This is a genomic window from Sphingomonas sp. (genome assembly GCF_965248875.1).
GTDB lineage: Bacteria > Pseudomonadota > Alphaproteobacteria > Sphingomonadales > Sphingomonadaceae > Sphingomonas.
Genome location: NZ_CBDFKR010000011.1, coordinates 982,944 through 1,006,650, shown reverse-complemented (window position 1 = coordinate 1,006,650; position 23,707 = coordinate 982,944). Strand labels below are relative to the sequence as shown.

Genomic DNA, 23,707 nt, shown 5'->3' with positions numbered 1-23,707 from the left:
AACAGGCGACCGCGCCGTTAACCGGTCCTTAGCTCCACCCGTGCGACCTGCACCGTCGAACCACGGGGGATTTCACGAGCACATGCGCGTTCTCGCGATGGCATCGCAAAAGGGCGGATCGGGCAAGACGACCTTGTCCGGGCACCTTGCCGTGCAGGCGCACCTGGCAGGGCAAGGCCCGGTGGTGCTGATCGACATCGACCCGCAGGGGTCGCTCGCCGACTGGTGGAACGAGCGCGAGGCCGACCAGCCCGCCTTCGCGCAGACGACAGTGGCGCGGCTCGCCGCCGATCTGGAGGCGCTGCGGCAGCAGGGCTTCAAGCTGGCGATGATCGACACGCCGCCCGCGATCACGATGGCGATCCAGAGCGTGATCCAGGTCGCCGAGCTGATCGTCGTGCCGACGCGGCCGTCGCCGCATGATCTGCGTGCGGTCGGCGCGACCGTCGACTTGTGCGACCGTGCCGGCAAGCCGCTGATCTTCGTCGTCAATGCCGCGACGCCCAAGGCGCGGATCACGTCGGAGGCCGCGGTCGCGCTGTCGCAGCACGGCACCGTCGCGCCCGTCACGCTGCACCAGCGTACCGATTACGCCGCGTCGATGATCGACGGGCGCACGGTGATGGAGGTCGATCCGGGCGGCAAGTCCGCCGCCGAGGTCCAGGCGCTGTGGGCGTATATCGCCGACCGGCTGGAGAAGAACTTCCGCCGCACCGTCTTTTCCGTGCCGCAGAGCGCGTCCGGCTTTGGCCAGCGGACGTTGGGCGGCGGCCCCGGGGCGGGCGGCTTTGGCCGGCGGGTGGTCGGCTGATGCTCGGTCAGCCCAAGCCGTTCGCGTCGCTGTCGGGCGGGCTGCTCGCGCGCAAGGGTGCGGCGCGCCCCGCCATGCGCCCGCAAAGCTATGCCAGCCTGACGCCGACGGCGCAGCAGCTGGAGGATCTCGGCTGGGACGACATGGGCGGCGATCACGCCGTGGCCGAGCCGGTCAAGCCGCCGGTGCTGGTGGTACGCGAGGCCTTGGCCGAGGCGGTCGCCGCGCCGGTCGATGATGCCGAAGCGGTCGAGACGCCGGTCGAGATGGCCGTCGAAGCGCCGCCGGTCGTGAGGTCCGTTTCCGTCGCGACCGCCACGCGGCTGAGCCGCGAGACGGCGCATGCCGGCCGCGCTGCCTTCACCCTGCGGCTGGATGCCGAGCGTCACCTGAGGCTCCGGCTTGCCAGCGCGCTCGCCAATCAGTCCGCGCAACAGCTGGTCGCGCACGCGCTGGATCGGCTGCTCGTCACCATGCCGGAGGTCGATGCGCTCGCCGCGCAATGCCCGCCGCAAGCTCTCGTCACCAAGTCTCTCGCCCGCAACAAGGGGAAGCGCTCGTGAAGCCTTCAAAGCTCGCCTCCGTCGGCCTGTTCGCGCTCGCTTATGGCGGCATCTTCGCGATGACCGCGGCCGACGGCCCGCGCGACCGCATCACGCCCGAACAGCGTGCCGCGCAGCACCAGGCCGATGAAGGCGCCCGCGCACTGACCCGGCACGACGCCGCGAGCGCGATCGTGGCGGCCGAACAGGCGGTGACGCTGGCTCCGCGCGAGGCAGCGTATCGCCTGCTGCTCGGGCAGAGCTATCTCCAGGCTGGCCGTTTCGCTTCGGCCGCCCAGGCCTTCACCGACACGCTGGCGCTGGACGGCGGCAGCGGCGCCATCAACGGCAAGGCGGCGCTGAACCTCGCGCTGATGCAGGTCGCGAGCGGCGACTGGCAGGCGGCGCGCCGCACGCTGGGCTCGCATCGCGACACGGTGCCGGTCAGCGATCGCGGCCTCGCGCTGGCGCTTGCTGGCGATACGGAGGGTGCGGTCGCGTTGCTGACCGAAGTGGTCCGCTCACCGCAGGCGACGCCGAAGGCGCGCCAGAACCTTGCCCTCGCCTATGCGCTGGGCGGACAGTGGCAGGCGGCGCGGGTCGTCGCGGCGGTGGACATGAGCCCGGCCGATGTCGATGCCCGTATGCTCGAATGGGCTGCGTTCGCGCAGCCGCAGGCGGCGTCCGATCAAGTCGCCGGCCTGCTCGGCGTTCACCCCGTGGCCGACAACGGCCTGCCGGCGACGCTCGCCCTCAACACGCCCGCACCGGTTGCTGCGCCCGGGCAGGCCGAGGCGGTTCAGGTCGCAGCGGCGGTGGAGCCTGCCCCAGCGACGGCTGCCGCTGCGCCACAGCCTGTTCCGGTGGCCTTTGGCGCACCGCACGAAGTCGTGCAGCCGATCGCCGTCCAGCCAGCCGGCGCGCCGCTGATCACCCCGCCCGCCGGCCCGTCCAGGGTCCGGGTGCAAGCGGGATCCGCGAGCGTGCGCACCGCATCGGCCGCACCGGCCGCCGCGCATGCGATGGCGGGCGGCGCCTGGTTCGTTCAGCTTGGCGCCTATGCCAATGCCGGGGTCGCGCACGACGCATGGGGCCGCGCCCGGCATCGCTATGCGGGCTTCGCCGCCCATCAACCGCAGGGCGTCAGCTTCCGTCGCGGCACGGCCACCTTCTATCGCCTGTCGGTCGGGGGCTTCGCCCGAACCGATGCCGACCGCGCCTGCCGCGCGTACAAGGCGCGCGGCGGCGACTGCTTCGTTCGCGCGGGTGCGGGGGATCAGGTGGCGAGCTGGGCACGCGGCGGCGGCGTGCAGATGGCCGCGCGGTGACGGCAGGCGGACAGCGCAGACTATTCGCCGTCGCGGCCGTCACAACGCCGATTCCTCACTGATGGCTGACGCGGCAGTGATGCCGCGTCGCAGGACAGGTTCGGCATTGCCGACCTGCCGTCCGGTCTCGCGCGTCGCCCGTGCAGCTACGCTGCGGGGGTGCGCACTTCGACGCCGCCCTTCCACACCCTGAGCACCTTGCCCTGCACGGGCAGCCCGTCGAACGGCGTGTTGCCCCAGACCCCGGGCAGCGTGTCGGCGTCGATCCGCCACGGCGCTTCGTCGTCGAGCAGGATCAGGTCCGCGGGCAGCCCCGCCAATAGCGCGCCCGTCTCGACCCCCAGCACCTCCGCCGGGTTCGCCGCCAGCAGCCGGAACAGCCGCTCGATCGTCATCAGCCCGTCGCGCACCAGCGTCAGCGCGAGCGGAAGTAGCGCCGCCGCGCCCGCCATCCCCGCTTCCGAATCGGCGAAGGGCAGCCGTTTCGCCTCCGGTCCCTTGGGCGCGTGACCGGAGCAGAGCAGGTCGACCGTGCCGTCCGCCACTGCCGCCCGGCACGCCTGCCGGTCCGATTCGCTGCGCAACGGCGGCGATAGATGGGCGAAGGTGCGGAAGCCGCTGACCGCCATGTCGCTCAATAGCAGGTGCGCGGGCGTGATGCCGCAGGTCACGCGGGCCCCGCGGTGCTTGGCCGCGCGAACCAGGTCGAAGGCCGCCGCCGTCGTCACCTGACGCAGGTGGAGCCGCGCGCCGGTCTCTTCGGCCAGCATCAGGTCCCGCGCCACCGCCAGCGCCTCCGCCACCGCGGGTGCGCTCGGCAGGCCGTGGCGCGTCGCCGTCTCACCCGCGGTCGCCACGGCGTCGCCGACCAGACCGGCGTCCTCGGCATGGGCGACCACCGCCAGGTCGAGGTCGCGCGCATAGGTGAGGACACGCGCCATCACGCCCGCATCGGCGATCCAGCCCGCGCCGGTGCCCACCGCCCGCGCGCCCGCCGCGCAGCAGCTCGCCATCTCCGCCAGCTCGCGGCCCGCCAGCGCGCGCGTCGCGGCGGCGATCGGGTGGATCCACAGGTCGGGCTTGCCGACGAGCGCCAGCCGCTGCACCGGGCCGGGATCGTCAAGCACCGGCGACTGGTCGGGCATCGGCGCGACCCGGACGATGCCGCCCGCCCGGCAAGCGGCGCGATCGACGACGAAGACGCCCAGATCGACGATCGCCGGCGCCAGCAGCTTGCCGCCCGCGTCGACCACCGACGCCCCCTCGGGCGCGTCCGGCTCGTCTGTCGCGCCCGCCGCTTGGATTACGCCGTCGCGTGCGAGCAGGCTGCCCAAGCGCACGCCGTCGGGGAGCACCAGCCGGGCATTGCGGACGAGGAGCGGGGCAGGTGTCATCCCTCCGCCTGCCTTCCACCGACGCTTCGCGTCGTCGTAACCTTCTCGGCAGGCTCCGCCCAGTCCTCGACGCCGCGCGCGCGCCGGGTCAGCACATCGAGGCACGCCATCCTGACCGCGACGCCGGTCGCGACCTGCTCGGTGATCGCCGACTGCGCCCCGTCGGCGACGGACGAGTCGATCTCCACCCCACGGTTCATCGGCCCGGGGTGCATCACCAGCGCGTCCGGCAGCCGCGCCAGCCGCTCCGGCGTCAGCCCGTAGCGCGTCCTGAACTCCCGCGCCGAAGGAATATAGCCGCCCGCCATCCGCTCATGCTGGACGCGCAGCATCATCACCACGTCCGCCCCCGCCAGCGCCGCATCGAAATCCGCGAACGGCGCCACCCCCATCCGCTCGATCGCGGCCGGCATCAGCGTCGACGGCGCGCAGACCCGCACCTCCGCCGCCAACGATGTCAGCGCCAGGATGTTCGACCGCGCGACCCGGCTGTGGAGCAGGTCGCCGCAGATCACCACCCGCTGCCCGGCGATCCGCCCGCGCCGCCGCCGGATCGTCAGCGCGTCCAGCAGCGCCTGGGTCGGATGCTCGTGCCGTCCGTCGCCGGCGTTGAGCACCGCGCATCCGACCTTGTCCGCGATCAGCTGCACCGCCCCCGACGAGCCGTGACGGATGACGAGCACGTCCGCCTGCATCGCGTCGAGCGTCCGCGCGGTGTCGATCAGCGTCTCCCCCTTCTTGGTCGAGCTCTGCGCCGCATGCATGTTGATGACGTCCGCGCCCAGCCGCTTGCCCGCGATCTCGAACGACAGCAGCGTCCGCGTCGAGTTCTCGAAGAACGCGTTGATCTGCGTCAGCCCCGCCAGCCGCGCGTCCGCTTTTGCGCCGATCCACGTCTCCGCCTCGTCGAGCAGGAAGACGATCTCGTGCGGCTGCAGCCCGTCGATGCCGGTCAGGTGCCGATGCGGAAACACGGCGCCGCCCGGGATCAGGCTGGCGGGGCGGTGGTCCGAGGCTGGCGGCATCGGGAGGGCGGGGTAGCCGCGGCGGGCGGCCGGGGCAAGGTCAGCCGCCCGGCGCCGCGACCAGCGCGTCGATCGCCGCCTGCAGGATATGCGCGGCAGCGAGGCTGTCGATCCGTTCGGCGCGCTTGGCGCGGCTCAGGTCCTGCTCGATCATGATGCGCTCGACCGCGACCGTGGAGAGGCGCTCGTCCCACAGCAACACCGGTGCAAGGTCGGCAATGTTGCGCGCGAACGCCCGTGTCGACTGCGAGCGCGGGCTCTCGGACCCGTCAAGGTGGAGCGGCAGGCCAAGGACGATGCCCGCCACGTGCTGTGCCGCCATGAACGTGGAGAGCGCGGCTTTGTCGGCGGTGAACTTCGCGCGCCGGATCAGCGGCGCGGGAGAGGCGAAATGCCACCCGGCGTCGCACAGCGCCGTGCCGATCGTCCTGCTGCCGAGATCAAGCCCGAGCAGGCGGCCGCCACGGGGAAGTGCCGCGCGAAACAATTGCGCGACGGTCGTAATTAGCACCACTCAACGCTCATCGAGCATCGCGGCGGCGTCGCGCAACGCCGTCCCGGTACTTGCGGCTTCAAATGTCGCCAGCCGCCGCGTCGCGTCCGCCCGCACATTCGCCCAGAACAGCGCATAGTCATAGACATGGTAGTTGTTGCCCGGCAGCACATAGCTGCCGACGTTGGGCGGCTCGCCGATCAGCAGGAAGCCGCGCCCGGCGCAGCGCGCGGGCACCGCACCGGTCGGCACCGTCGCGGTCATCAAGTCAGACGAGGGTACAAGCGTCCCGAGATTGGCGCTCGCCGGGGCTGCTGCCGCCGCACCGCCGGTCAGCGGGTTGGTGCAGACCATTGGCGTACCTCGCCGCGGCGCGCCGGTCAGCCCCGTGGACTTGTCGTAGACATCGAGGATCAGCGCCGGGTCCGCGGGCTCGGCGAAACTCGCCCAGCTCAGGACGCACCCGGTCTCGGCCGCCGCAGTGCAGGCAGGCAGTCCCAGCCGCGGCAGGTCGGCGGTCGTCGAGATCGGCCAGCCGACGACGTAAGCCGCGACCACCCGCCGCGCCAGCGATGTCCCCGCGACGCGATCTTGGAGCAGTCGCATCAAGTGCAGCGCCCCCTGGCTATGCCCGGCGAGGATGATCGGCCGGTTCGGCCCGGCCTGGCGGAGGAAGACGTCGAATGCCGCCAGCACGTCGCGATAGGCGAGGTCCAGCGCCGCCTGCGCATCAGGCTTATCGGTCAGGAACGCGCCGAAGCTCGCCTGCCGGTAACGCGGCGCCCAGATCTCGCCCGCCTCGTTGAACGCGCTCGCCTGGCTGCGGACGAACAGGTTGGTGCGAAAGCCGGTCTGCCCGCCGGCCTGCGCGTCGGCGTTCCAGTGCCCGCCGGGCTCGATGTACGAGGTCGGGTGGATGAAGAACACCGCTGCCCGCCCGCGCGCCGGGTGGTAGCCGGGCGGAGTCCACAGCGCCGGATTGCCGGGCAGGTCGGGCCGCGCGACCCACATCGCCTTGCCGTCATAAGCCGCGCTCGCGACCGGCGCGTCGGCCCGGAACCTCTCATGCGGGACCAGGGCGGCGCGCAGCAGCTCCGGCCCAAAGAGCCGGTAGGCGAACAGCCCCGCGATCGCGAGAACGATCAGGACGGCGATGACGTAGAGGAACTTGCGGGCCACGCCCGCGCCCTATCGCCGAGCTGCGGGCATGTCCAAATGGTTGCATCCGCGGCGGTGCGCCGGTAGCCGCGCCTTTATGTCTGTCGACACCGCAACCGTGAAAAAGGTGGCCGCGCTCGCGCGCATCGCGCTGCCCGACGCCGATGCCGAGCGCCTCGTGCCCGAACTGAACAACATCCTCGGCTGGATCGAGCAGCTCGGCGAGGTCGACACCGCCGGGGTCGAGCCGATGACCGCCGTCATTGCCAACACGCTGCGGCTGCGTGACGACGTGGTCGACGCCGATCCGCTGACCGGCGGCGGCAAGCGCGATGCGTTGATGAAGAACGCGCCACAGGCGGAGCACGGCTTCTTCACCGTACCCAAGGTGATCGAGTGACCGACTTCACGACGTTCGGCGTCGCACGGCTGCGCGACGGCTTGCGCCAGGGCGACTTCACCGCGCGCGAGGTCGCCGACGCCTTCATCGTCAAGATCAGCCGCGCCAAGGCGCTCAACGCCTTTCTGGTCGAGACTCCCGACCACGCGCTCGCCGCCGCCAAGGCCGCCGATGCGGCGCGCGCGGCGGGCGAGGCGCTCAAGCCGCTCGCGGGCATCCCGCTCGGGATCAAGGACCTGTTCTGCACCGCCGGCGTGCCGACCACCGCGGCGAGCCACATCCTGGAGGGTTTTACCCCCACCTACGAATCCGCGGTCACGCAGAACCTGTGGGACGCGGGCGCGGGAATGCTGGGCAAGCTCAACATGGACCAGTTTGCGATGGGCTCGTCCAACGAGACCAGCGCGTTCGGCAACGTCGTGTCGCCGTGGAAACGCAACGACGGCGGGAACGCGCCGCTCGCGCCCGGCGGCTCCTCCGGCGGCTCGTCGTCCGCCGTCGCGGCGCGGCTGTGTCCGGGCGCGACCGGCACCGACACCGGCGGCTCGATTCGCCAGCCCGCCGCCTTCACCGGCATCAGCGGCATCAAGCCGACCTATGGACGCTGCTCGCGCTGGGGCACGATCGCCTTCGCGTCGTCGCTCGATCAGGCGGGGCCGATGGCGGCGGACGTGCGCGATTGCGCGATCCTGCTGGAGGCCATGGCAGGGTATGACAGCAAGGATACGACCTCGCTCCAGCTCGACGTGCCGCGGTGGGAGCAGGGACTGTCGGCCAATCTCAGCGGCATAAGGGTGGGTGTTCCCGTCGAATACCGGGTCGACGGCATGCCGGGCGAAATCGATCGGTTGTGGGAACAGGGGATCGACTGGCTCAAGGACGCGGGTGCGGAGATCGTTTCCGTGTCGCTGCCGCACACCAAATATGCGCTACCCGCCTATTACATCATTGCGCCCGCCGAAGCCTCGTCCAACCTCGCGCGCTATGACGGTGTCCGCTACGGGCTGCGCGACCTGCCAGCCAAAGATGCGGGTGGGGGCACAGGGCTGCAGGACATGTACGCCGCCACGCGGGCGGACGGCTTCGGCGCAGAGGTGAAACGGCGGATCATGATCGGCACCTATGTGCTGAGCGCCGGCTTCTACGACGCCTATTATACCCAGGCACAGAAGGTGAGGACCCTGATCGCACGCGACTTCGAGCGTGCCTGGGCCAAATGCGACGTGCTGCTGACGCCGACCGCACCCTCGGCCGCGTTCGCGCTCGGCGAGAAATCGGCGGACCCGATCGCCATGTACCTCAACGACGTCTTCACCGTACCGTCGTCACTCGCCGGCCTGCCCGCGATGAGCGTGCCGGGCGGGCTGGACGTGAAGGGGCTGCCGCTGGGTCTGCAGATCATCGGCAAGCCGCTCGACGAGCAGGGCGTGCTCAACGCCGGGCTGGCGATCGAGGAAAGGGCGGGATTCACGGCCCGGCCGGACGCGTGGTGGTGAGCCGCGGCGGCGAGCGGCGGCGTTTCCGCGCTACCTGACGGGGAACAGCAGTTCGTTGAGTCTGCGCAGGGCACCGACGTGCTTCAGCCTCGCCTTGAGCGCGAGCCGGCGATCCTTCGCCGCCCGGATACGATCCATGTCGCGCCGCTCGGTGTCGGTCAGTCCGGCGTGAAACCGGTCGAACAGCGCCCGCTGCCGCGCCGGGCCATCGGCGTCATCGAAGGTCTTCGAACCGGGATGAAGATAGAAATTACCCCAATGGGCGTGGACGTGCCGCATCGTCACCTTGCGCGCGCATCGAAAGATGAAGTCCAGGTCCATCGCATAATGATCGCCGACGTCGTACTCGCCGACATGCTGATGGACGGTGCGATGATAGAAATAGGCGGCCGGGTTGTTCGGCCACTGCGCGTAGTCATAGCCGAGCATTAGCGCCGGGAAGCGGAGGTCCTTGGGCACGTTCCACCCGCTCGACGCCACGTCGATGAGGCGGCAATTGCCGACCACGAAAGCGGGGGCCTGCAGCCGGCGCAGATGGGCGGCGGCCTGCGCCACCGCGCCGGGTTCATAGGTGTCGTCGACGTTGAGCACGCCGATGATCTCCCCCGTGGCGGCGGCGACGCCCTTGTTGAGCGCATCGGACTGGCCGCGATCGGGCCCCGCAATGTAGCGGAGCGCCGGGTGCGCGGTCTGCAGCGCTTCGGTCCGCTCGATCGTGCCGTCGGTTGAACCGCCGTCGACGATGATGTGCTCCAACACGACGTCGCCTTGGCCGCGAACATTCTCGACACAGCCGTCGATATGCGCGACGGCATTGAAGGTCGGTGTGATGATCGAAGCGCGCATGGCCGACTCCGGCGCGATTTTCGCGCACCGGCATCGGGAGGTAGGGCGCGTCGCCGCCAACGTCCATCGGTGAGGGGCGATGCTGGGTGCTTTACGGACCCGCCGCGCCCGGGCTAACGCCGATGTTATTCCACGAGCATGGTGATGATGACGGACGCGACCTCCTCCTACCGCATTCAGGGCGCTACCGGCGAGTGGGAGGTGGTGATCGGCCTGGAAGTCCATGCTCAGATCACCTCCAACGCCAAACTCTTTTCGGGCGCGGCGACCGCCTTCGGGGCGGAGCCGAACACCCAGGTGTCGCTGGTCGACGCGGCGATGCCGGGCATGCTCCCCGTTCCCAACCGCGAGTGCATCCGTCAGGCCGTGCGCACCGGCATGGCGATCGACGCGCAGGTCAATCGCTGGAGCCGTTTCGACCGCAAGAACTATTTCTACGCCGATCTGCCGCAGGGCTACCAGATCAGCCAGCTCTACCATCCGCTGGTCGGCGAGGGGCATGTCGACGTCGCGCCCGACGAGAAGCAGCCGGACGCGATCAAGCGGATCGGCGTCGAGCGCATCCATGTCGAGCAGGACGCGGGCAAGCTGATGCACGACCAGCATCCGACGCGCTCCTATGTCGACCTTAACCGCTCGGGCGTCGCGCTGATGGAGATTGTCAGCCGCCCCGACATGCGCTCTCCCGCCGAAGCAGGGGCGTACCTGACGAAACTTAGGTCGATCCTGCGCTACGTCGGCAGTTGCGACGGCAATATGGACCAGGGTTCGATACGCGCCGACGTGAACGTATCCGTGCGCAAGCCGGGGGCGGAACTCGGCACACGAACCGAGACGAAGAACGTCAACTCGATCCGCTTCGTCATGCAGGCGATCGAGCATGAGGCGAAGCGGCAGGTCGAGGTGCTCGAAGCGGGCAGGCGGATCGAGCAGGAAACGCGGCTGTTCAACCCCGACACCGGCACGACGCGGACGATGCGGTCCAAGGAGGACGCGCACGATTACCGTTATTTCCCGGACCCCGACCTGCTGCCGCTTGAGCTGGACGAGGCCTTCCTGGCCGAGTGCCGGGAGTCGCTGCCCGAGCTGCCTGATGTTAAGCGGCAGCGGTATGAGGACGCGGGCGTGACGCTTTACAATGCAGGCGTGCTGACCGCGGAGGTGGAGACCGCGCGCTGGTTCGATGCGTTGCTCGGCGCGGGGGCGCCTGCCGGACCGGCGTCGAACTGGGTGACGGGCGAGCTGTTCGCCGCGCTCAACCGGCTGGGTGTCGGGATTGCAGAGTCGCCGGTGACGCCCGCGCGGGCGGCGGAGCTGCTCGCGCTGGTCGCGGACGGCACCTTGTCCGGGAGCCTGGCCAAGCAGGTGTTCGAAGTCATGCTGGAGACCGGGGAGGAGCCGGCTGCGATCGTCGAGGCGCGCGGCCTGAAGCAGACCAGCGACACCGCCGCGATCGAGGCGGTGATCGCCGAGGTGCTGGCGAAGAACCCCGGCCAGCTGGAACAGTATCGCGGCGGCAAGGACGCGCTGTTCGGCTTCTTCGTCGGCCAGACGATGAAGGCAATGGCAGGCAAGGCGAACCCTGGCGTGGTCAATGAGCTTTTGCGGAGGGCGTTGGGGTAGCTTGCCGACCGCCCGCACATTTGGTGCGCCGTCGCTTCAACGTTGCAAAGACTTAACTGTGGTCGCCGTTGCTTCGTCGGTCTCGGCATCGGCCAGCGGGCGCGATCGTCCGCAAATGACGCCGATGGAGTTGCAAGCTCTGCAGTCTCACGAATATAAGACGACCAAAGAGGGTGCTCTTTGCATCTGTCGTGAGCGTTTTTCAGGACTTAGGGTATCAGCTGGAAAATGCCGATATGGGAAGCGGGTTCATCACCGCTGCTAGCGCAACGCGCAATCACACCGGTTTTCTGGATGCGCTGGCTGGACAGACGTCGAGCGGAAACACCCGCGCGACCGCCTTCGTAGAGGCGCTTGCGAACGGGATGGCGCGCGTGCGGTTGAACTTTCTCAACACCAAGAATAGTTCCAGTCGCTGGGGTCAGCAGTCGCGGGACGACAGGCCCATTCTGGACCCGCAGACGTATCGTTCTGCGTGGGAAAAGATTGATCAGGCGATTTTCACGCGATCGGCAACGACGGCTGTCGCTCCGTCACCCGCTGGTGTCCAGCCCAGCGGAGCGGCAGCCAGCCCGGCTTTGCCAACTCCAGGCGCAGCGCCGGCCACGCACTGAGCGCTCTGGGCGCAGACCGCGTCGGGAGCTGGCGCGATTGCGGTCGCTTCGCCCATAACGATCTTGATAAGTGCAGCGCGTATAGCCCGGCCGGTGCCACGGCTATAGTCTGCTTGTGCATAGGGACCGCCGCGCTGGGCACCGCAAAGGGATCGAGCCGCATGACGTTTGTCCTGATGGGTGCACTGGCGGCCGGACAGGTTGCGGCGGGGGGCGTCACCTATCGGGTCGAGCCGCTTGCGATCGACACGCGGGTTGCCGATGTGGTCGGGCCCAGGCGATCAGGCAGCCTGTGCCTCCCCGCTGGGTCGATCGCCTGGCGCGAGGCCAGGCCCGAGCCCCGCGAGGCCCGCGAGGCCTTCGCCGCCGGATTGCGCGCCGGCGGCCTGACCGTCGCCGACACTGGCAACCCTTTCGCTGAAGGGGGCCGCGGGGCGGACCGGGCGATCCGCGCCGGGCTGCGCGGCGTGCGGCTGAGCGCCTGCGTGCCGCCCGGCGGGCTTGGGCGCTTGTTGAACCACAGCCATGCCGTGAAGGGCGACGGCTTGGTCGCGATGTCGTGGCGCGTCTATGCGCGCGATCAGGATGCGCCGGTCGTTGCAGGCGTCACCTGCGTCGCGTTTGCTTACCGAGAGGCGCGGGCGACGCTTATGACCATGACGCTGGCCGGGATCGAAGCCGCTGGCCGGCATATCGCCGCCGACGTGCTTGCCGACGGGCGGTTGCGGGCGGGCGAGGAGGAGGGCTGCCGGCGCTTGTCCGACCAATCCGGCGCGACCTTTACGGTGGCCGGGGGCGATGAATGACCCGTTGCCGGGCCGGCGTCTGCTTGAGGGGGATCGCGCCGGTCGGCTTGGGCGGCATCCTATTGCGAGTCGGAATCCTGGTTCTTGACCTCGCCACCGGTGCCGGCGTTGCCCGAGAAATCGCCGGTCGCGGCCAGGTCGCCGTCGCTCTTGCCGCCTTCGCCGGCGCTGCCCTCGCCGCGGGCAAGCGCGTCCGCGCGGGCTTTGACCGCCTGCTGGAGGTCGGGGCGGGCATCGCGGTCGTCATTCTGGTCGGGCATTTGATGTCCTTGGGTTTAGGGGCCGTCAGGCGGGCAAAGCCCGCGGCGGCTACATCTCCGGCGGTTGCGCCGTTCCGGGATCGGTCGACGGCATCGTCGGCGCAGGCTGGTCATAGTCCGGCGTAGGTGGCGCGATCTCGGGCGGGGGGCCGCCGGGATCGACCGGCTGGGGTGAGGGGGCGGGGGTCTCGGGTGGGGGCTGCGACGCCATCGGCTATTCTCCTTGCGCTCCTTAACGCAGCCACCCCCGCGGCGGTTGCGCCTGCGCCCCTCCGTCGCTTATAGGCGGCGCCCACAATCGCGGGTCCGGGTGAAAGCGGGCGTGGCGGAACTGGTAGACGCAGCAGGTTTAGGTCCTGCCATCGCAAGATGTGGGGGTTCGAGTCCCTTCGCCCGCACCGGTCCCTGGCCCGCCTCGCGTTCCCACGGGGCCGCGCCATGCTCTTCTTAGCCAAAAAGGCGTTGGAATGCAGACTGTCGAGACGTTGAACGAGGGGCTGAAGCGCGCCTACACCCTGACCATACCCGCCGCCGAGATCGAGGCGCGGGTCGCGGGCGAGGTCAAGAAGATGGCGCCGCAGGTGCGCCTGCCCGGCTTTCGCCCCGGCAAGGTCCCCGGCAATCTGGTCCGCAAGCGCTTCGGCGAGCAGCTGACACAGGAAGCGCTCAACACCACGGTGCAGGAGGGCGTCCAGTCGCTGATCGAGCAGCACAGGCTGCGTCCCGCGGTCCGCCCGTCGGTCGCGCTGGGCGAGGGCTATGCGCCCGGTGGCGATGCGGAGCTGACCGTGACGCTGGAGGTGCTGCCCGACGTGCCGACGCCGGCGATCGACAACCTGACGCTGGAGCGGCTGACGCTGCCGGTCTCCGACAGCGCGATCGAAGCGCAGCTGAAGAAGTTTGCGGATTCGTCCAAGCATTGGGACGATGCGGGCGACAAGGCTGCGGCCGAGGGCGACCTCGTCACGGTCGACTTCGTCGGCAAGACCGCGGACGGCGTCGCCTTTGCGGGCGGGACCGGGACCGACATGGCGGTCGAGATCGGTTCGGGCCGGCTGATCCCCGGCTTTGAGGATCAGCTGGTCGGCGCGACCACGGGCGAGGAGCGGCAGATCGCCGTCACTTTTCCGGCCGATTACCAGGAGAAGTCGCTGGCCGGTCAGCCCGCGACCTTCGACCTCAGCGTCAAATCGGTCAAGATCGCAGGCGAGTCGCGGATCGACGACGGCCTGGCCAAGAATCTGGGGCTGGAAAGCCTGGAGCAGCTGCGCGGGCTGGTGAAGGGCCAGATCGAGCAGGAGGGCGCCAATCTCACCCGCACCCACATGAAGCGCAAGCTGCTCGACCAGCTGGCGGCGGGCCACGACTTTCCGGTGCCGCCGTCGATGGTCGACGCCGAGTTCCAGCAGATCTGGGCGCAGCTGGAGCATGAGGCGGAGCACGAAGCGGACCCCGCCGCCGCGAAGGCGGAAATGGAAGGCGAGCGCGACGACTATCGCCGCATCGCCGAACGCCGCGTGCGGCTGGGGCTGCTGCTGTCGGAGATCGGCCAGGCCAACGGCGTCGAAATCTCCAATCAGGAGATGAACGGTCTGATCGCACAGGCGGCGCAGCAATATGGCCCCGAGGAGCGCGAGCGCTTCATCCAGTACATCCAGCAGGAGCCGATGGCCGCCGCCCAGCTGCGCGCGCCGCTCTATGAGGATAAGGTCGTCGACTATCTGTTCGGCAAGGCGACGGTGACCGACCGCGAGACCACGCGCGAGGAGCTGGAGGCGGCGATCGAAAGCGAGGATGGCGTTGCGACCGGCACGCACGTCCACGAGCATGACGAGCACGATCAGCCCAAGCAGAAGCCGAAGCGCGCCAAGAAGGCGGCGGCCGAGCCGACTGATGCGGCGCCCGAGGTTGCTGACGTGAGCGCCCCGACGGCGGCGGCGCCCAAGAAGAAGGCGACCAAGCCCGCCGCCAAGGGTTCGAATGCCGGCGTCGAGATGTCGACTGAAACCGAGGCACCCGCGAGCGAGGCGCCGGTCAAGAAGCCGCGCGCCGCCAAGCCGAAGGCGGGGGCGCCGGTGACGGCGGAAACGCAGGTGCTGGAGAGTTCGCCCGCCGCCGCCGAGGCGGCCGAGGGGACCGAGGCCAGCGACTCGCCCGCGAAGAAGCCGCGCGCGAAGAAGGGGTAGCCGTCATGCCGGGCCCGTCCCGGCATTCATGAAGCCGCCATCGGTTCGTGCGCTGATAGATGGACCCCGGCACAAGGCCGGGGTGACGCAGGTCAGGGAGAGCGTTGATGACGATCACCACCATCGCCGTCCTGCTCCCCTGCTATAATGAGGAGGCCGCCATCGCCCGGACGGTGGCGGATTTCCGCGCCGCGCTGCCGACGGCGACGGTCTATGTCTATGACAACAATTCCGCCGACGGCACGATGGCGGTGGCGCAAGCCGCCGGTGCCGTGGTGCGACGCGAGCGGGTGCAGGGCAAGGGCGCCGTCGTCCGGCGCATGTTCGCCGACGTCGACGCGGACATCTATGTCATGGCCGATGGCGACGCGACCTATGACGCGGCGTCCGCGCCGGCGCTGGTCGCGCGGCTGCTGGACGAGCAGCTCGACATGGTGGTGGGCGCACGCGTCCACGAGGCGGACGAGGCGTATCGGCGGGGGCACCAGTTCGGCAACGCGCTGCTGACCGGGATGCTGGCGCGGCTGTTCGGGCGCAGCTTCACCGACATCCTCAGCGGTTATCGGGTGTTCTCGAGGCGCTTCGTCAAGAGCTATCCGGCGCTATCGACCGGGTTCGAGATCGAGACGGACATTTCCGTTCACGCGCTCGAACTCAGGATGCCGGTGGCGGAGATCGAGACGCCTTATTTCGCACGGCCGGAGGGGTCGGCGTCGAAGCTCAACACCTATCGCGACGGGTGGCGCATCCTGCGTACGATCGTCACGCTTTACCGGATCGAGCGGCCGCTCTTGTTCTTCGGCAGCGTCGGCGCGGTGCTGGGACTGGCGGCACTGCTGCTCGCCATACCGCTGGCGCTGACCTATGCCCACACGGGGCTGGTGCCGCGATTTCCGACTGCGATCGCGGCGACGGGGCTGGTGATTCTGGCGGCGCTCAGCTTCTTCGCCGGGCTGATCCTCGACACGGTGGTGCGCGGCCGCCGCGAGGTCAGGCGGCTGGCCTATCTGGGCCTGCGGGCGCCGGGCCTGCCGTAGCGACCGGCGACCAGGGCTGTGCCCGACGCCGGTCGAGCATGCACAATCCGGTCAGCCGGTGACCACGGGCATAGCGTTCGACCCGCTCGAGATAGCTGGGCGAATCTGGCGCGTAGAATACCGCGTCGGGAGGGTTGAAGCTGGAAAAGCCGTTGATGGTCGGCCAGCCACGATACACCGCGATCAACATGGCATCGACATTGTGCCGGTAATTGTCGGCGAGCATGCCCGGCGGCTCGTTGTTCCACATGGCGGAGATGCGGGTCGCCTCGGCCATCGTCGACGCGGTGCTGCGCCGGGCACTGACCACCGCGACGACGCGGCAGGCGGCCGGCGGAGGGACCACGTCGCGCAGCATCGCCATCTCGCGCGACCGGTCGATAGCCAGCGGTGCGGCGAGCTGGACTTCCTCGACGAGCAGAAACGCGACGACTGCCATCAGCACCCCGCGGCGCCACGCAACGCGATCGAGATAGGCGAACACGATGACGACGATCGGCACCAGCGCAAACAGCAGGAATCGCGACACGACGCGTACCGCGTCGGCCCCCGGCACTGTCAGGTAGACGTAGCGCCATAGCGAGAATCCCCCCGGCCAGCGCGTCATCAGCAACACCGACACGACCAGCGCAGTTGCCATCGCCGCCTCAAGCGGCCGCGCGCGACGGGCACGGATGGCGGCGACGACCGCCCCCCCCAGCAGGAAGAGCAGGCCCCAGGGTATGCCGAACCGGGCCTCGCCGGTGAGCGGCGGCCGGCCCGACAGGATGCGGGCGCCGTGGTCGAGCACGCCGCCCCAGACGAGATTCCCGGACCCCACGTTGAGGAGGCCGGTCGCGCCGATCAGCGATCGTCCCGCACCGAGTTCCCAATCGTGCCGCGCTCCAGCCGCGAGCTTGGGCAGGTACACGAGGAGCAACGGCACCAGCGACACGATTGCCGCCGCCGTGACGATGAGCAGCGGCGCCGCCAGACGCCTTACGCTCGAAGCGAGTGTCCGGCGCCATGCCGGCGCCGTCGCTACGAGACTTACCAGGGCGAGGATCAGCACGAAAAAGGCGAAGAACCAGGCGGCGTAGAAGGCGTTGAACGCCAGCAATCCATAGCCGCCGCCGACGGCAAGGCCCCATCTCAGGAAGCGGCCGCGGTCGCCCGCTACCAGCCCCTGCCACCCCTGCATGGCGGCGAACCCGAGCCAGGGTAGTAGGCCGACCGACAGCAACTGGGCGTGATGCATGTGGAGCAACGAGGCGTTCGCCGTCGCGAATGTCGCCGCGCCCGCGATCGCAAGCCACCAGCGGATGCCCATGCCGCGTCGCAGGAGGACATACATGCCGACGAAACCGATTGCCTTCATCACCATATGCGCGACCAGCGTCGCGACGAACGGGTCGCCGCCGAGGAGCCGGGTCAACGCATAGGGGATGCCCGGCACCAGATCGGTGTCGTTGTAGCCGAGCGTGTCGGCATAAGGAAAGAAGTAGCCGGTGACGTTCCACGCATCGCCGCGCGCCAAGACGCCGTACCAGTGCTCCAGCAGCGAAATCTCGATCAGGCCGTCATAGCTGTCGCCATAGAACCGCGTCAGCTCCGAGCCGATCGGACCGCGGAAGAAAACCAGCAGCACGATCACCAGCACGGCAAATAATGCGGTATGACGGTAGGCGGCGGAGAACCCTGCGATCGACCAAGCTTGTTCACCCAAGGCCTTGATCTCCTCCGCGTCCCATCCGATGTCTGACATGCCATCGAGCGCAGCAAAAGGTATTTTCATGCACAACCCATTCGAGACCGGCGACTTCGCAAGTCCGCTGACGCACGCCGGCCTCGGCCTCAGCCAGACGCAAGCGGGCCTCGTCCCGATCGTGATCGAGCAGTCGAACCGTGGCGAGCGGTCGTTCGACATCTTCTCGCGCCTGCTGCGCGAGCGCATCGTCTTCGTGACGGGCGGCGTCGAGGATGGCATGGCCAGCCTGATCACCGCGCAGCTGCTGTTCCTGGAATCGGAGAACCCGAAAAAGGACATCTTCATGTACATCAACTCGCCGGGCGGCGTCGTCACGGCGGGCATGGCGATCCACGACACGATGCAATATATCCGCCCGCGCGTCGGCACGGTGTGCATCGGTCAGGCGGCGTCGATGGGTTCGTTCCTGCTCGCATCCGGCGAGCGGGGGATGCGCGTCGCACTCACCAATGCGCGCATCATGATCCATCAGCCGTCGGGCGGCGCGCAGGGTATGGCGTCGGACATCGAGATCCAGGCCAAGGAAATCCTGCGCATCCGGTCGCGCATGAACGAACTGTATGCGCAGTATACCGGCCAGCCGATCGAGGAGATCGAGCGGCGCATGGACCGCGACACCTTCCTCTCGGCGGACGAGGCCAAAGGCTTCGGCCTGATCGATGAGGTGTTCGATAAGCGCCCGGCCCCGGCCGACGATCTGGCGCAGGCGGCGTGACACCGGCGTAACCACGACGGTTCACCCCGTTCTGGCATTGCCGTTTGCGTATCGGGCGGGCTAACATGCCCGCCCGCAAAGGAACCATTGAATGACCAAGCTCACCGGTGGCGAGTCCAAGAGCACGCTCTACTGCTCCTTCTGCGGCAAGTCGCAGCATGAAGTGCGCAAGCTGATCGCCGGCCCCACCGTCTTCATCTGCGACGAGTGCGTGGAGCTGTGCAACGACATCATTCGCGAGGAGACGAAGTCCGCGCTGGTCTCGAAGAAGGACGGCGGCGTCCCCACCCCGCAAGAGATCTGCAACGTTCTCGACGACTATGTGATCGGCCAGCGCCGAGCCAAGCGCGTGCTGTCGGTGGCGGTGCACAACCACTACAAGCGCTTGAACCACGGCGCCAAGGGCGCGGACGTCGAGCTCGCCAAGTCGAACATCCTGCTGGTCGGGCCGACCGGCTGCGGCAAGACGCTGCTGGCGCAGACGCTGGCGCGAATCCTCGACGTGCCATTCACGATGGCCGACGCGACGACGCTGACCGAGGCGGGCTATGTCGGCGAGGATGTCGAGAACATCATTCTCAAGCTGCTCCAGGCGTCCGACTACAACGTCGAGCGGGCGCAGCGCGGGATCGTCTATATCGACGAGATCGACAAGATCAGCCGCAAGGCGGAGAACCCGTCGATCACCCGCGACGTGTCGGGCGAGGGCGTCCAGCAGGCGCTGCTCAAGCTGATGGAGGGCACCACCGCGAGCGTGCCGCCGCAGGGCGGGCGCAAGCATCCGCAGCAGGAGTTTCTGCAGGTCGACACGACCAACATCCTGTTCATCTGCGGCGGCGCGTTTTCTGGCCTCGAAAAGATCATCGGCGACCGCCTGCAGGGCAAGTCGATCGGCTTCGGCGCCTATGTCGCCGCGCCCGAGGAAAAGCGGACGGGCGAGGTGCTGCGCTCGACCGAGCCCGAGGATCTGCTCAAGTTCGGGCTGATCCCCGAATTCGTTGGCCGCCTGCCGGTGATCGCGACGCTGGAGGACCTCGACATCGACGCGCTGGTCAAGATCCTGAAGGAACCCAAAAACGCGCTGGTGAAACAGTATCAGAAGCTGTTCGAGATGGAGCAGGTCGAGCTGGGCTTCACCGAGGACGCGCTGGTCGCGGTCGCAAGGAAGGGTATCGAGCGCAAGACCGGCGCCCGCGGCCTGCGGTCGATCCTGGAGAGCGTGCTGCTCGACACCATGTTCGACCTGCCGGGCATGGACGGCGTTGACGAGGTGATGATCGACAAGGATGTGATCGCCGGCACCAAGGAACCGATCCGCGTCTATGCCGAGAAAAAGGCCGAAAGCGCCGCGTAACCCGGCCTTCAGCCTCGGCGCGGTAGGACGGGCGGATGTCAGCCAGTTTTCTTCCCGTGCCGAGGCGAGCCGTCATCGGCTGGTCCGGCGGCCGTCCCGCCGCGCTCCGCTTCCTGCCGCGCTTCCTGTTTGCCGACGCATGGCCGGCGTGGCGCTACATACTCGTCGCCTGGCCGTTGGTCGCGATCCCGACCCTCGTCCTGGGCTGGGCGGCGACGCGGCTGTTCCCCGGACTGCCGGGGCCGTCGCTGGGCGATGCCTCGACCGGGATGATCGTCTGCTCGGTCGTCTTCCTCAGCCCCGCGGTCGAGACGGTCATGATGACCGGGCCGGTGGTGCTGATCGACCGGGTCGCCGGGCCGACCGCCGCTGCGATCGGTTCGGCGCTGCTGTGGGGCGTTGCGCACAGCCTTATGGCGGCGCGCTGGGGTCTGGTGATCTGGTGGCCGTTCCTTATCTTCTCAGTCGCCTATCTGAGCTGGCGAGGTCGCGGTTATTGGCGGGCGGTCGGGCTGGTGGCGGCGATCCACGCGCTCAACAACGCCGGACCCATCGCGGCTTCGCTGCTGTTCCGGTAGGCCTTGCCGGCCGCGCCGGTGCCTGAGCGCGCGGTCCGGCTGGCGGGCAACGCCGACCGGGTGCCGGTCGCGGCAATGCTGGCGCGCGCGTTCGCCGACGATCCGGCGATGGAATTCATCTTCCCCGACCCGGCGGACCGCACGAAGCGGCTGCCGCGGCTGTTCGCGCTGCTGTTCGACCATGACGCGGCGGCCGGGATGCGGCTGCTGACCGCGGGCGGAGAGGCGGCGACGTTGTGGCGCGGCCCGGGGCAGGTCCACACCGGCCGCCTGGCGATGCTGCGCCGCCTGCCGGGGCTGCTGCATGCGCTCGGGACGAACGTGTCGCGCGCGCTCAGGGTGGGCGAGGCGATCGACGCCCATATGCCGGCGGGCGCGTTCTGGTATCTCCACATCGCCGGCTGCGACCCGGCGGCGCAGGGCAGGGGCCTTGGTGCCGTGGCCGTGCGGGCGGGGCTGACCCGGGCGGCGGGGCGGCTGCCTGCGTATCTGGAGACCGCGACGGAGCGGAACCTGGTCTTCTATGCGGGGCTCGGCTTTGCGGTCACGGGCGAGTGGATAGTGCCGGGGAGCAGCTTGCGCTTCTGGTCGATGCTGCGCCCGCCGGGCTAGAGCACGCCGGGCACGAAGCGTTTCACCCGTACTGCCCAGGCATCATAGGCCGCGCCGAACATGCCGCGCAGCAGCGCCTCCTCCGCGCGGACCCGCACCATCGTGCCGAGCGCGAAGATCGGCAGGCCGATCAGCAGTTGGCGGGGATGGCCGAACGCGACCGCGAGCGCGAGCGTGAAGAGCAGCATCGCGGTGTAGATCGGGTGGCGTATCCAGGCGAAGGGGCCGTCGGTGACGAGCTGATGATCCTCGCGCACCCTGGCACGAAGGCTCCAGTTGCGGCCCATCGTCCGCGACGCCCAGAAGAACAGCGCGACCGCACCCGCCATCAGTACGGCGACCAGCGCGGCCTGCATCAGCGCGGCAGGGGAGAGCGGGTCAAGCGTCACGCGCTGAGGCCCGAACGACGCGGTACCGATGCCCAGGCCCTGTAGTGCGATGCCCAATACCGAAGCGGGGCTGCGCGTTGCGCCCGCTTCACCGGCATCCAGGACGCGCCGGGTGCGGGCGAGCAGCAGCGAGACGAAGAAGACGAGGAAGCCCAACGCCAGCGCCGCGAGCGCGGGAAGGCCGGTCGGGTCGGCATGGAAGATCATGCCCTCATCCTGCGCTGCCGGCCGCCACGCGGCAAGGCCTCAGCGGCGCAGGCGTGACGCCAGCAACAGCCCGGCGCCGATCTGCAGCAGCCCATACGCGCGACGCCGCCCCGGCCGGTCCGCAAACGGCCGCACCAGCGCGTCGACGGCGGCAAGGTCGGAACGCCACAGGCCGACATGCCGCGCCGGTTGGACCAGCCCGAGCAGCCCGTCGCCGATCATGAACACCGCCGCCATCTCCGCGGTCCGCTTCAGCGCCGTCGCCATGCCGCTTGAGCGCGCCAGGCTGCCGTCTAGTTCCGCGGCCGCGCGCGCCACGCCTGCAGCTCCTCGATCGCGATTGAGCGCCGCAGCAGTCGCGACCAGGGGTCGATCACGACGTGCGCGCCGTCCGGCACTGTCAGCGCGCCGCTGCCGTCCGCCATCGCCAGCCGCTCGACCCGGTCGCCGACCTGCACCTCGACCGGCATCGGAAAGGGCCGATCGCCGGGCGCGCGCCAGCGCAGCGTCATCCTCCCGTCCGCCTGCGCCTCCACCAGGTCGGGCAGCGCCGCCTGGCGCAGGTAAACGTCGAAGAACCAGCGATAGTCGCGCCCCGTCACCTGCCGCACCGCCGCCTCGAAATCGGCGGTCGAGCCGTAGCGTGGCTGAAAATTGCCCGGCCGCGGGTCGAGCCGGCCATAGACCAGCAGCCGTGTCGCGTCGAAGAACGCCCGGTCGCCGATCAGCCAGCGCAGACTGTGCAGCATCCAGCTGCCTTTGTAATAGATGTCCTGCCCCGGGCCGCCGTTGGTCGCTTCGTAGACATCATCCTCCGACAAAGGGCGCCCACGAACCATGGGCACGCGGTTGGCAATGCGGCCACGCTCGTCGCCCAGCATGATCGCGTAGCGCGCCTCGCCTTCGCGCCAGCGGCCGTAGAGCGGCTGCATGTACGTGCCGAAGCCCTCGTGCAGCCAATAGTCATCCCAGTTCGCGGCCGTCATCTGGTTGCCGAACCATTCGTGCGCGAACTCGTGCTGGAACAGCCAGTCGAACCCCTCCGGCGCCTTGGCATAGGCGTTGCCGTAGGCGTTGATCGTCTGGTGCTCCATGCCCTTGTGCGGAGTCTCGACCACGCCGACCTTCTCGTCGCCCCAGGGATAGGGGCCGATCGTGCTTTCGAAGAAGTCGAGCGTCGGGGCGAACTCGGCGAACAGCGCCTCTGCCTGGCGCCGTTCGCCGGGGAGATACCAGTAGAACATCGGGATCGTGTTGCCGAAGCGCGAGTGATAGCTGCCGCTGATCTGCTCGTAGGGACCGACGTTGAGTGCTAAGGCATAGGTGTTTGGGTGGCGCGTCCGCCAGTTCCAGGTCGTGCGACCGTCGGGCAGGTTGTCGACCCCGAGCAGCACGCCGTTGGACGGTGCCTTCAATCCCGCCGGCACGGTTATGTGCAGCGTCACGAGGCCGGGTTCGCCGAGCGGATGATCGATGCATGGCCAGAACAGGTCGCAGCCGTACCCCTCCGCGGTCGTCGCGAACCAGGTGCGCCCGTCCGGGGTGTGCGACCACACCACACCGTCGTCCCAGGGCGCGTTGACCGCGACGTGAGGCGTGCCGCCATAGCTGATCCGCGCCGTGACCCGCTGACCGGCGGCAAGCGGATGGGGCAGGCGGATGGTCAGCCGCCCCTCCGGATTGCTCCACGCGCCCGGGGCTAATGGACTACCGTCGATCGCTAGCGCCAGGATCGGCAGGTTGCGGTCGAGGTCGAGCTTCAGAACATCGAGTGGCGTGGTGGCGGTGAAGGTCAGCGTCGCGGTGCCGAACAGCTGATAGGTGGCGGGCTTCACTTCAAAGGCGAGATCGGCGGCGTCGAAGCGGAGCTTGGCCTGATCGGGGTCGAGCACGCCGCCCGAGCGCATCGTCTGCGCGGTCAGCGGCGGCTCGCCACGCCGGGGGGGAGCGGCAGCGCCGAGGAGGGCGAGGGCGGCGAGGAGCAGGATGGGACGCAAAGGCTTCTCCGGCAATCGGTGGCTAGGAGCGTAAAGTCGCACATATCGCGCCCGAATTGTTACTTTCCATGCGGTTCGCACCTGCCCTG

At 69.1% G+C, this 23,707-nt stretch carries 25 protein-coding genes and 1 tRNA gene; 15 read left to right on the top strand and 11 right to left on the bottom strand.

All coding sequences use genetic code 11. The annotated features are described in order from the left end of the window. Positions 1 to 82: 82 nt before the first annotated feature. Genes ACP2AD_RS12045 through ACP2AD_RS12035 form a run of 3 tightly spaced genes read left to right on the top strand, consistent with a single transcriptional unit; the run spans position 83 to position 2,681 of the window. Entirely contained in the window at positions 83 to 811 is a 729-nt protein-coding gene (locus tag ACP2AD_RS12045; protein WP_425230292.1) for an AAA family ATPase, read from the top strand. Further along, complete coding sequence (locus tag ACP2AD_RS12040; RefSeq protein ID WP_425230291.1) at positions 811 to 1,374, top strand: hypothetical protein; 564 nt, start codon at positions 811 to 813, stop codon at positions 1,372 to 1,374. The genes ACP2AD_RS12045 and ACP2AD_RS12040 overlap by 1 nt, the downstream gene beginning before the upstream one ends. Next, positions 1,371 to 2,681, top strand: a complete 1,311-nt coding sequence (locus ACP2AD_RS12035) for an SPOR domain-containing protein (protein WP_425230290.1) — start codon at positions 1,371 to 1,373, stop codon at positions 2,679 to 2,681. The genes ACP2AD_RS12040 and ACP2AD_RS12035 overlap by 4 nt, the downstream gene beginning before the upstream one ends. Positions 2,682 to 2,827: 146 nt before the next feature. On the opposite strand, the gene ACP2AD_RS12030 is transcribed toward ACP2AD_RS12035, so the two are convergent. Genes ACP2AD_RS12030 through ACP2AD_RS12015 form a run of 4 tightly spaced genes read right to left on the bottom strand, consistent with a single transcriptional unit; the run spans position 2,828 to position 6,772 of the window. Continuing rightward, positions 2,828 to 4,075 (bottom strand): dihydroorotase, encoded by a 1,248-nt coding sequence (locus tag ACP2AD_RS12030; protein WP_425230289.1) that lies wholly within the window; start codon positions 4,073 to 4,075, stop codon positions 2,828 to 2,830. Continuing rightward, positions 4,072 to 5,100: an aspartate carbamoyltransferase catalytic subunit gene (locus ACP2AD_RS12025; protein ID WP_425230288.1), complete on the bottom strand. Its 1,029-nt coding sequence runs from the start codon at positions 5,098 to 5,100 to the stop codon at positions 4,072 to 4,074. Before ACP2AD_RS12025 ends, ACP2AD_RS12030 begins: the two co-directional genes overlap by 4 nt. A gap of 40 nt (positions 5,101 to 5,140) precedes the next feature. Continuing rightward, complete coding sequence (gene ruvX / locus ACP2AD_RS12020) at positions 5,141 to 5,614, bottom strand: Holliday junction resolvase RuvX (protein ID WP_425230287.1); 474 nt, start codon at positions 5,612 to 5,614, stop codon at positions 5,141 to 5,143. After that, positions 5,615 to 6,772, bottom strand: a complete 1,158-nt coding sequence (locus ACP2AD_RS12015; RefSeq protein WP_425230286.1) for a DUF3089 domain-containing protein — start codon at positions 6,770 to 6,772, stop codon at positions 5,615 to 5,617. 76 nt (positions 6,773 to 6,848) lie between these two features. On the opposite strand from ACP2AD_RS12015, the gene gatC reads away from it, so the two are divergent. Next, on the top strand, positions 6,849 to 7,151 hold the full coding sequence (gene gatC, locus ACP2AD_RS12010) for an Asp-tRNA(Asn)/Glu-tRNA(Gln) amidotransferase subunit GatC (protein ID WP_425230285.1): 303 nt from the start codon (positions 6,849 to 6,851) through the stop codon (positions 7,149 to 7,151). Next, positions 7,148 to 8,647: an Asp-tRNA(Asn)/Glu-tRNA(Gln) amidotransferase subunit GatA gene (gatA, locus tag ACP2AD_RS12005; protein ID WP_425230284.1), complete on the top strand. Its 1,500-nt coding sequence runs from the start codon at positions 7,148 to 7,150 to the stop codon at positions 8,645 to 8,647. Before gatC ends, gatA begins: the two co-directional genes overlap by 4 nt. 30 nt (positions 8,648 to 8,677) lie before the next feature. Here the strand turns inward: gatA and ACP2AD_RS12000 are convergent, their stop codons facing one another. After that, entirely contained in the window at positions 8,678 to 9,493 is an 816-nt protein-coding gene (locus tag ACP2AD_RS12000) for a glycosyltransferase family 2 protein (RefSeq protein WP_425230283.1), read from the bottom strand. A 144-nt stretch (positions 9,494 to 9,637) separates the two neighbouring features. On the opposite strand from ACP2AD_RS12000, the gene gatB reads away from it, so the two are divergent. The 3 genes from gatB to ACP2AD_RS11985 all read left to right on the top strand — a co-directional run bounded on the left by gatB (position 9,638) and on the right by ACP2AD_RS11985 (position 12,536). Then, the gene (gene gatB, locus ACP2AD_RS11995) at positions 9,638 to 11,116 is read left to right on the top strand and encodes an Asp-tRNA(Asn)/Glu-tRNA(Gln) amidotransferase subunit GatB (RefSeq protein WP_425231164.1); all 1,479 of its coding nucleotides are present in this window, start codon (positions 9,638 to 9,640) and stop codon (positions 11,114 to 11,116) included. A 191-nt stretch (positions 11,117 to 11,307) separates the two neighbouring features. Next, complete coding sequence (locus ACP2AD_RS11990) at positions 11,308 to 11,730, top strand: hypothetical protein (RefSeq protein WP_425230282.1); 423 nt, start codon at positions 11,308 to 11,310, stop codon at positions 11,728 to 11,730. A gap of 161 nt (positions 11,731 to 11,891) precedes the next feature. Next, positions 11,892 to 12,536: a hypothetical protein gene (locus ACP2AD_RS11985; RefSeq protein WP_425230281.1), complete on the top strand. Its 645-nt coding sequence runs from the start codon at positions 11,892 to 11,894 to the stop codon at positions 12,534 to 12,536. 59 nt (positions 12,537 to 12,595) lie between these two features. Here the strand turns inward: ACP2AD_RS11985 and ACP2AD_RS11980 are convergent, their stop codons facing one another. Further along, positions 12,596 to 12,796, bottom strand: coding sequence for a hypothetical protein (locus ACP2AD_RS11980; protein WP_425230280.1), 201 nt, complete (start codon positions 12,794 to 12,796; stop codon positions 12,596 to 12,598). Between the two features lie 49 nt (positions 12,797 to 12,845). After that, the gene (locus ACP2AD_RS11975) at positions 12,846 to 13,007 is read right to left on the bottom strand and encodes a hypothetical protein (protein ID WP_425230279.1); all 162 of its coding nucleotides are present in this window, start codon (positions 13,005 to 13,007) and stop codon (positions 12,846 to 12,848) included. A 105-nt stretch (positions 13,008 to 13,112) separates the two neighbouring features. On the opposite strand from ACP2AD_RS11975, the gene ACP2AD_RS11970 reads away from it, so the two are divergent. The 3 genes from ACP2AD_RS11970 to ACP2AD_RS11960 all read left to right on the top strand — a co-directional run bounded on the left by ACP2AD_RS11970 (position 13,113) and on the right by ACP2AD_RS11960 (position 16,019). Further along, a tRNA-Leu gene (locus ACP2AD_RS11970) sits at positions 13,113 to 13,194 on the top strand. Positions 13,195 to 13,263: 69 nt separating this feature from the next. Beyond that, positions 13,264 to 14,982, top strand: coding sequence for a trigger factor (tig, locus tag ACP2AD_RS11965; RefSeq protein ID WP_425230278.1), 1,719 nt, complete (start codon positions 13,264 to 13,266; stop codon positions 14,980 to 14,982). Positions 14,983 to 15,089: 107 nt separating this feature from the next. Next, positions 15,090 to 16,019: a glycosyltransferase family 2 protein gene (locus tag ACP2AD_RS11960; RefSeq protein WP_425230277.1), complete on the top strand. Its 930-nt coding sequence runs from the start codon at positions 15,090 to 15,092 to the stop codon at positions 16,017 to 16,019. On the opposite strand, the gene ACP2AD_RS11955 is transcribed toward ACP2AD_RS11960, so the two are convergent. Continuing rightward, positions 15,973 to 17,763: a hypothetical protein gene (locus ACP2AD_RS11955; RefSeq protein ID WP_425230276.1), complete on the bottom strand. Its 1,791-nt coding sequence runs from the start codon at positions 17,761 to 17,763 to the stop codon at positions 15,973 to 15,975. The genes ACP2AD_RS11960 and ACP2AD_RS11955 overlap by 47 nt on opposite strands. Positions 17,764 to 17,791: 28 nt before the next feature. On the opposite strand from ACP2AD_RS11955, the gene ACP2AD_RS11950 reads away from it, so the two are divergent. From ACP2AD_RS11950 to ACP2AD_RS11935, 4 genes are all read left to right on the top strand, one after another. Then, positions 17,792 to 18,481 carry an ATP-dependent Clp protease proteolytic subunit gene (locus ACP2AD_RS11950; protein WP_425230275.1) on the top strand — a complete coding sequence of 230 codons (690 nt, stop codon included), beginning with the start codon at positions 17,792 to 17,794 and terminating at the stop codon, positions 18,479 to 18,481. A 91-nt stretch (positions 18,482 to 18,572) separates the two neighbouring features. Then, a complete protein-coding gene (clpX, locus tag ACP2AD_RS11945) occupies positions 18,573 to 19,835 on the top strand; it encodes an ATP-dependent Clp protease ATP-binding subunit ClpX (RefSeq protein ID WP_425230274.1) in 1,263 nt (420 codons plus the stop codon). 35 nt (positions 19,836 to 19,870) lie between these two features. Next, entirely contained in the window at positions 19,871 to 20,413 is a 543-nt protein-coding gene (locus tag ACP2AD_RS11940; RefSeq protein WP_425230273.1) for a hypothetical protein, read from the top strand. Positions 20,414 to 20,431: 18 nt separating this feature from the next. Continuing rightward, a complete protein-coding gene (locus ACP2AD_RS11935) occupies positions 20,432 to 21,025 on the top strand; it encodes a GNAT family N-acetyltransferase (protein ID WP_425230272.1) in 594 nt (197 codons plus the stop codon). On the opposite strand, the gene ACP2AD_RS11930 is transcribed toward ACP2AD_RS11935, so the two are convergent. The 3 genes from ACP2AD_RS11930 to ACP2AD_RS11920 are packed head-to-tail and all read right to left on the bottom strand — an operon-like array spanning position 21,022 to position 23,609. Further along, positions 21,022 to 21,621, bottom strand: coding sequence for a methyltransferase family protein (locus ACP2AD_RS11930; protein ID WP_425230271.1), 600 nt, complete (start codon positions 21,619 to 21,621; stop codon positions 21,022 to 21,024). The two genes, ACP2AD_RS11935 and ACP2AD_RS11930, sit on opposite strands and share 4 nt — an antisense overlap. Positions 21,622 to 21,660: 39 nt before the next feature. Then, on the bottom strand, positions 21,661 to 21,939 hold the full coding sequence (locus tag ACP2AD_RS11925; protein WP_425230270.1) for a hypothetical protein: 279 nt from the start codon (positions 21,937 to 21,939) through the stop codon (positions 21,661 to 21,663). Next, entirely contained in the window at positions 21,915 to 23,609 is a 1,695-nt protein-coding gene (locus ACP2AD_RS11920) for a M1 family metallopeptidase (protein WP_425231163.1), read from the bottom strand. The genes ACP2AD_RS11925 and ACP2AD_RS11920 overlap by 25 nt, the downstream gene beginning before the upstream one ends. Positions 23,610 to 23,707 lie beyond the last annotated feature (98 nt).